At 74.9% G+C, this 6,478-nt stretch carries 5 protein-coding genes; all 5 read left to right on the top strand.

Going from position 1 to position 6,478, the window contains the following annotated elements:
* Nucleotides 1-1,539 (top strand): helix-turn-helix transcriptional regulator (locus tag DAERI_RS23210; RefSeq protein WP_133162029.1); only part of this gene is annotated, 1,539 nt, incomplete at its 5' end.
* 311 nt (nucleotides 1,540-1,850) lie between these two features.
* The gene (gene pelF, locus DAERI_RS12660) at nucleotides 1,851-3,347 is read left to right on the top strand and encodes a GT4 family glycosyltransferase PelF (protein ID WP_103129776.1); all 1,497 of its coding nucleotides are present in this window, start codon (nucleotides 1,851-1,853) and stop codon (nucleotides 3,345-3,347) included.
* Nucleotides 3,344-4,648 carry a hypothetical protein gene (locus tag DAERI_RS12655; protein WP_165794194.1) on the top strand — a complete coding sequence of 435 codons (1,305 nt, stop codon included), beginning with the start codon at nucleotides 3,344-3,346 and terminating at the stop codon, nucleotides 4,646-4,648. Before pelF ends, DAERI_RS12655 begins: the two co-directional genes overlap by 4 nt.
* Nucleotides 4,645-5,685, top strand: a complete 1,041-nt coding sequence (locus tag DAERI_RS12650) for an NAD-dependent 4,6-dehydratase LegB (protein WP_103129775.1) — start codon at nucleotides 4,645-4,647, stop codon at nucleotides 5,683-5,685. The genes DAERI_RS12655 and DAERI_RS12650 overlap by 4 nt, the downstream gene beginning before the upstream one ends.
* 42 nt (nucleotides 5,686-5,727) lie before the next feature.
* On the top strand, nucleotides 5,728-6,474 hold the full coding sequence (locus tag DAERI_RS12645) for a nucleotidyltransferase family protein (RefSeq protein WP_103129774.1): 747 nt from the start codon (nucleotides 5,728-5,730) through the stop codon (nucleotides 6,472-6,474).
* Nucleotides 6,475-6,478 lie beyond the last annotated feature (4 nt).

The raw sequence follows: 6,478 nt of genomic DNA, 5'->3' as shown, positions 1-6,478 counted from the left end.
CGCCGGGCCGCGGGCGACACGCGGGGCTTCGCGGCGGCCCAGCACCGCCTCGCGGGGGCGCTCGAACTCCAGGGCCAGTGGGAGGAGGCCTCCCGGGCCCGCCGGGCCGCCGCGGACGCCTACGCCGCCTGCGGCCTGTTCGCGGACGCCGCCGGGGAGCGGTTGGCGGTCGGCGCGGCCCTGCGCGCGGCGAGCCAGTGCAGCGCCGCCCTGGACGTACTCGCCGAGGCCCTCTCGGACGCCCGGCGCGCGGGGCGGGCTGATCTGGAGGCCCGCATCCTGGGGCAGGAGGGGAACGCCCGGGCGCGGCTGGGGCAGGTTGCCCGGGGGCTCGCGGTCGCCCGGGAGGGCCTGGCCCTCGCGCTGGCCGGGGACCACACGGCGGCGACCGTCGAGGTGCTGCACCGCATCGCGGACAGCCTGGAGCAGGGGGGCGACTACGCCGCGGCCCGCGCCGCGTACGAGGAGGCGATCCGCCTGTGCCCGGCGGACCAGGCGGCAGCGGCGGCGGCCTGCCGCGCGTGCCTGGCCGTGCCGCTGTACCAGAATGGCGCCTGGGACCGCGCGGCGGCGGAGTGCCGCGCCGTGCTGGGCTCGCCCGCCTCGTCGGGTGGGGCGCGCGCCGTCGCCGGGGCGATGCTCGGCACCGTGCTCGCGCACCGGGGGCAGCCGTCCCGCGCCCGGCCCCTGCTGCTGGAGGCGCTCGCCCTGGGGCGGCAGACCGGCCTCACGCCCGTCGTGCTGCGCGCCCTGTGGGGCCTCGCGCTGGCCGAGGACGCGGCGGGCCACCCGGGAGCGGCGGCGGGCCGGGTGCGGGACCTGCTGGAGGTGTGGGAGGGGGCCGAGGACCACTACCACGTGCTGTTCGCCCTGCGCTGGGCGTCGAGCCTCTTCGCCGGGTTGGGCGCGGGGGAGGACCTGCGGCGTGCCGCCGACGCCCTGAGCCGCGCCGCCGACCTGAACGGCGGGCCGGTCGCCTTCTCGGCGCTGGCGCACGCGCTGGGGGAACTCGCGTGGTTCGAGGACCAGCCGGAGGCCGCGGCGAACCAGTTCGCGGTCGCCGCCGGGCTCCTGCGCGACACCGACACGCCCTTCGAGGAGGCGTCCACGCGGCTGCGCGCCGGTCAGGCTCTGGCGGCCCTGGGGCAACGCGAGTCGGCGCTGGGCGAGCTCCGGGCCGCGCACCGGGTGGCGCGGGGCCTGCACGCTGTCACGCTCGCCCGGAACGCCGCCCGAACACTGGAGAGCCTGGGCGAGGCGGTGGGGGAACGCGGAACCCAACCGCCCCGGGGTGCCGCCGCCTGGCTCACCCGGCGCCAGCTCGAAGTGCTGCTCCTCGTCGCGCGCGGGCGCACCGACAAGGCCATCGCCCGGGAGCTGCGGCTCAGCCCGCGCACGGTGGAGATGCACGTGGGGAACATTCTGGCGAGCCTGGACAGCCGCTCGCGCGCCGAGGCGGTGGGCCGGGCCGCCGAGCTGGGGCTGCTGCCGCGAGAGACCGGCCCCACGTCGAGCGATGAACGGAAGTTGTCACGCTGAGCGCGAGCGAAGGGTCCACACCTGGCGCCGGGGACGCCCCGCGGAATTGACCCCCAGCGCAGCAAACGGCCCAGCTTGACGGGTTCTTTCGTCAGTGGCCCTGAACCCAGCCGCTTCCCAACCCCAGAGGGAACGCCGGGCGTCCGATGGGGGAAGTCTCTCATACTTCGGGGTGGGTTTCTTCACATTGTCAGTCTGGGAATGTAGATTTTTCCTCAGGGTCGGGGGGCCCTCCCGCAATCGTGGCCCCCAGTGGGCGGAACGCGGCGGCGCTCCCGCCCTTTTTCTTTGTGAGTTCCGTGAGTGACCCCATGACCCATGCCTCCTCCAGCCTCCTTCCCCTGACCCCACCGCCCGCCGCGGACGGGGGCCTGCGGGTGGCCCTGTACACCGAGGGGACCTATCCGCAGGCCCACGGCGGTGTGAGCGTGTGGGTCGATCAGCTCGTGCGCGGCCTGGGTGAACACCACTTCGCGGTGGAGGCGATCACGGGCACGACCTTCGCGCGGCCCGCCCTCGACCTGCCCGCCAACGTGAGCGTGCGGCAGGTGCCGCTGTGGGACGCCCCGGTGCCCGGCCCGCGGCCCAGTGGCCGCCGCGTGTCGGCGGTGCTGGAGGCCTACGCAGCGCTGCTGGACGCCTTGTGCCTGCTCGACCTGAACGGCTTCGGCACGGCGTTGAGAGCTCTGAGCGACCTGGGGCAGGGGAGCAGCCTCACCGGGGTGCTGGATGGGGGGCGGGCTGCCCGGATGACCCTGGAGATATGGCAGGGGCACGCCCGGCGGCAGGCGGGGGACCGCACGCCCGGCCGCGCCCGGCTGCCCCTGCCCTCGGTGGCCGACGCGCTCGACGTGCAGGTGTGGCTGGAACACAGCCTGCGCCCGCTGTCGACGGTGCCCGCCGGGGCGGACGTGGGCCACGCGGTGAGCAACGGCTTCGCGGCGCTCCTCGCCCTGCATGGGCGCTGGCAGCGGGGCACGCCCTTCCTGCTCACCGAGCACGGGGTGTACCTGCGCGAGCGTTACCTGGAGTTCCGGCACGCGGCCCTGAGCCCGGGGTTCAAGGCGCTGCTGCTGCGCTTTTACCGTCTGCTGTGCAGCCTGGCCTACCGGGAGGCGGCGCTCGTGCTGCCCGGCTCGCACTACAACCGCCGCTGGGAGGAGCGGCTGGGCGCCGACCCGGGGCGCATCCGCTGCGTGTACAACGGGATCGACCCCGACGTGTTCCCCCCGGCGGGCCCCGAGCCCGAGGGGCCGGTGGTGAGCTGGGTCGGGCGGGTGGACCCCCTCAAGGACCTGGAGACCCTGATTCGGGCCTTCGCGCTGGTGCGGCGCCAGACCCCGGGGGCGCGGCTGCGGCTCTTCGGCGGCACGCCCGCCGGGAACGAGGGCTACGAGCGCCACTGCCGCGCACTTACCGCCGACCTGGACCTGGGGAGCCACGTCACCTTCGAGGGCCGGGTGCCCGACATCACCGAGGCGTACCGGGCGGGGCAGGTCGTCGCGCTCACCAGCGTCTCCGAGGGCTTTCCCTACACGGTCATCGAGGCGATGGCGATGGGCCGCCCCCCGGTCGCCACCCGGGTCGGCGGGGTGCCCGAGGCGGTGGGCGAGGCCGGGCTGATTGTGCGCCCGCGCGACGTGATGGGGGTGGCGAGCGCGCTGACCCGCCTGCTCGCTGACGCCCCCCTGCGCGCCCGGCTGGGCCAGGCCGCCCGCGACCGGGTGCTCGACTTCTTCACGCTGGGGGGCTGCCTGGAGGCCTACCGCCGGGCCTACCCCGCCGCGCTCGCCGGGGGTGAGGCATGACCGGCTCGGTCCCGCCCGTGCCCGGGCTGCCCGGCCGCCTGCGCGAGGTGGACCTGCGCCTGGCTCCCGAGCGCGCCCACGCCGTGGACGCCCTGGAGATCGCCGCCTACCTGGAGGCCGACGGCCTGAGCGACGAGCAACTGCAAGGCCGCTACGGGGCGCAGGGGCTCTTCCAGGCGGCGGAGTTGCTGTACGCCCAGCGCGGTTCGGGGCAGGCCCTGAACCGCCGGGTGCGGCGGCCCGCGCCCTCCTTCCCGTGGCGCACCCTGCTGCGCGGCCCGCTGTACCTGCTGCCGGGCGTCACGGGGCTGCTGGTGACGGGGACGCTCGGGCCGGGCGCCACGGCGGCCTTCGTGTTCGCGGCGGCCTTCGGGTGGGGGCACGTCATGCTCCTCGCCGCGCTGCGCTACGCCGAGCCGCTGGGGGTGCCGGGCCGGGCGCTGCGGGCCGCGCTGGTGGGGGGAACGCTCGTGGGCGTGCTGGGGGGCGCGCTCACGGCGGGGGGACTGGCGGGGCCGGGCCAGCTCGCCCTGGGCGCCCTCGTCGGCGGGGTGGTCGCGCTGGCGAGCGGGGCGGCGGGGGTGCTGCTCGCCTTTGGAAGGATGGGGGTCTTCACCGTGGCCTTTGCCGCGCCGCTGCTCGCCGCCGGGGTGGCCCTGACCCAGCCGTCCCTCCCGGCGGCCCTGGCGGCGCTCGGCCTGCTGGCGGCGATGCCGACCTACGCGGCGTGGAGCATCACCCGGGTGCCGGGCACGCTCCCCGTCTCCTGGGCCACCCTCACGCCGGGGCTGCGGCTGGCGGCGTACGGCTGGGCGCTCGCCGCCGCCTGCGTGGCGCTGGGCACGCGGCTGGGAGCCGGGGCGCTCCTTCCCCTCGTGCTGAGCGCCGGGGGGCTGGAGGCGGGCGTGTGGCACGCCCAGGAGAGGTTGCAACACGCCGCCCGCGAGGAGCGCGACCTGGGGGCGCTGCGGTGGCGGGGGCGCCTCGCCGTGATCCTCGTCGCCGCCGGGTACGCGCTGGCCCTCGCGCTGGGGGTGCGGCTCCTGGACGACCCGGCGCTGGGGGGTCCCGGCCTGCCCCCGGACCTCCCCACCGTGATTCCCGCCTCCGGCGCGGCGCTGCTGCTGAGTGCGTGGCTCGCCAACCACGGGCGGGCGCCGCTGCTCCTGGCCGTGTGGACGGTCACCGCGCTGCTGCTCACCCTCACCTCCCTGTCTCCCACGCTGCTGCTGCCCCTGCTCGCCCTCTCGCTGCTGGCGCTGGCGCTGTCCGCCCTGCAAGACCCCCGGAGTTACCGATGACCCACACCGCCGCCTCCCTCCCCACCGTCTCCCGCTCCTCCTCCGGGCGCCCGCTCGTCGCCGTGACCGGCGCGGACGGCTTCATCGGGTCGCACCTCACCGAGGAACTCGTCCGGGCGGGCTACCGCGTCCGCGCGATGGCGATCTACAACTCGCAGGGCTCGTACGGCTGGCTCGACACGCTGGAACCCGAGGTGCTGGAGCACGTTGAAGTGCAGCTCGGCGACGTGCGCGACGCGGGCAGCGTGCGGGCATTGATGGGGGGGGCGCACACGGTGTACCACCTCGCGGCGCTCATCGCCATCCCGTACTCCTACGTGGCGCCGCGCTCCTACGTGGAGACGAACATCACCGGCACCCTCAACGTGCTGGAGGCCGCCCGCGACCTCGGCACCCGGCGGGTCGTCCACACGAGCACCAGCGAGGTGTACGGCACCGCCCGCACCGTGCCCATCCACGAGTCGCACCCCCTCCAGGGCCAGTCGCCGTACTCGGCCACCAAGATCGGGGCGGACAAGCTCGCGGAGAGTTACCACCTCAGCTTCGGGCTGCCCGTGGTGACCCTGCGGCCCTTCAACACCTACGGGCCAAGGCAGTCGGCCCGCGCGGTGATCCCCACCGTGATCAGCCAGATCGCGGCGGGCCGCACCGAGATCCGGCTGGGCGACCTGCGCCCCACCCGCGACTTCAACTTCGTGGCCGACACCGCCCGCGCCTTCCGCGCCGTGGGCGAGGCCGGGGACGAGGTGCTGGGCCGGGTCCTGAACGCCGGGTCGGGCCGCGAGATCAGCGTGGGGGACACCGTGCGCCTGATCGCGCAGGTCATGGGCCGCGAGGTCGAGGTCGTGCAGGAGGACATCCGCCTGCGCCCCGAGGGCTCCGAGGTCATGCGCCTGCTCGCCGACGCCTCGGCCCTGCGCGACCTCACCGGCTGGGCACCCGAGGTTTCGCTGGAAGAGGGCCTGCGCCGCACCGCCGAGTGGTTCACCAACCCCGCCCACCTCGCCCGCTACCGGGTGGGCGAGTACACCGTCTGACTTCCCCCTCCCGCGATGCCGGGAAACGAAAGGAGCGAACCCATGCACGCAGTGATTCTCGCCGGAGGTAAAGGGACCCGCCTGCGCCCGTACACGACCTGCGTTCCCAAGCCCCTCGTGCCTATCGGGGACACCTACTCGATCCTGGAGATCGTGCTGATGCAACTGCGGCGCTCGGGCTTCACGGGCGTCACCCTCGCCATCGGGCACATGGGGCACCTCATCCGCGCCTTCGTCGGCGACGGCAGCCGCTACGGCCTGACGGTCACCTACACCGACGAGGAGACGCCGCTGGGCACCATCGGGCCGGTCCTCAACGTGCTGGACACCCTGCCCGAACACTTCCTGATCATGAACGGGGACGTGCTCACCGACCTCGACTACGGGACCTTCCTGCGCCGCCACACCCGCAGCGGGCGGCCCGTCACGGTGGCGACCTACCGCCGCGAGATTCGCAGCGAGTTCGGGGTGCTGGACGTGGACGGGGAAGGCGGCGAGAGCAGCATCGTCGCCTTCCGGGAAAAGCCCACCGTGCAGTTCCAGGTCAGCATGGGCGTGTACGCGATGACACGGGAAACGCTGCGGCGCTACACGCCCGGGCAGGTCCTCGGCTTCGACACCCTGATGCTCGACCTGCTCGCCGCCGGGGAACACCCGGGAAGCGACCTCTTCGGCGGCTACTGGCTCGATATCGGGCGCCCCGAGGACTACGACACCGCGAACGCCCAGTGGCCGAGCATGGCGCCCGTGCTGCTCCCCGACCTCGTGCAGGGCAGCGCGGCGGACTGAGGCC

The sequence above is a fragment of the Deinococcus aerius genome, from assembly GCF_002897375.1.
Classification (GTDB): Bacteria; Deinococcota; Deinococci; order Deinococcales; family Deinococcaceae; genus Deinococcus; species Deinococcus aerius.
Note: the sequence above shows the minus strand (reverse complement) of the source record. Positions and strands in the feature narration are given on the sequence as shown.

What these genes read in the sequence shown, in the direction of transcription:
- DAERI_RS12650 (WP_103129775.1), top strand. Translation starts at nt 4,645, where the DNA reads ATGACCCACACCGCCGCCTCCCTCCCCACCGTCTCCCGCTCCTCCTCC.
- DAERI_RS12655 (WP_165794194.1), top strand. Translation starts at nt 3,344, where the DNA reads ATGACCGGCTCGGTCCCGCCCGTGCCCGGGCTGCCCGGCCGCCTGCGC.
- DAERI_RS12645 (WP_103129774.1), top strand. Translation starts at nt 5,728, where the DNA reads ATGCACGCAGTGATTCTCGCCGGAGGTAAAGGGACCCGCCTGCGCCCG.
- pelF (WP_103129776.1), top strand. Translation starts at nt 1,851, where the DNA reads ATGACCCATGCCTCCTCCAGCCTCCTTCCCCTGACCCCACCGCCCGCC.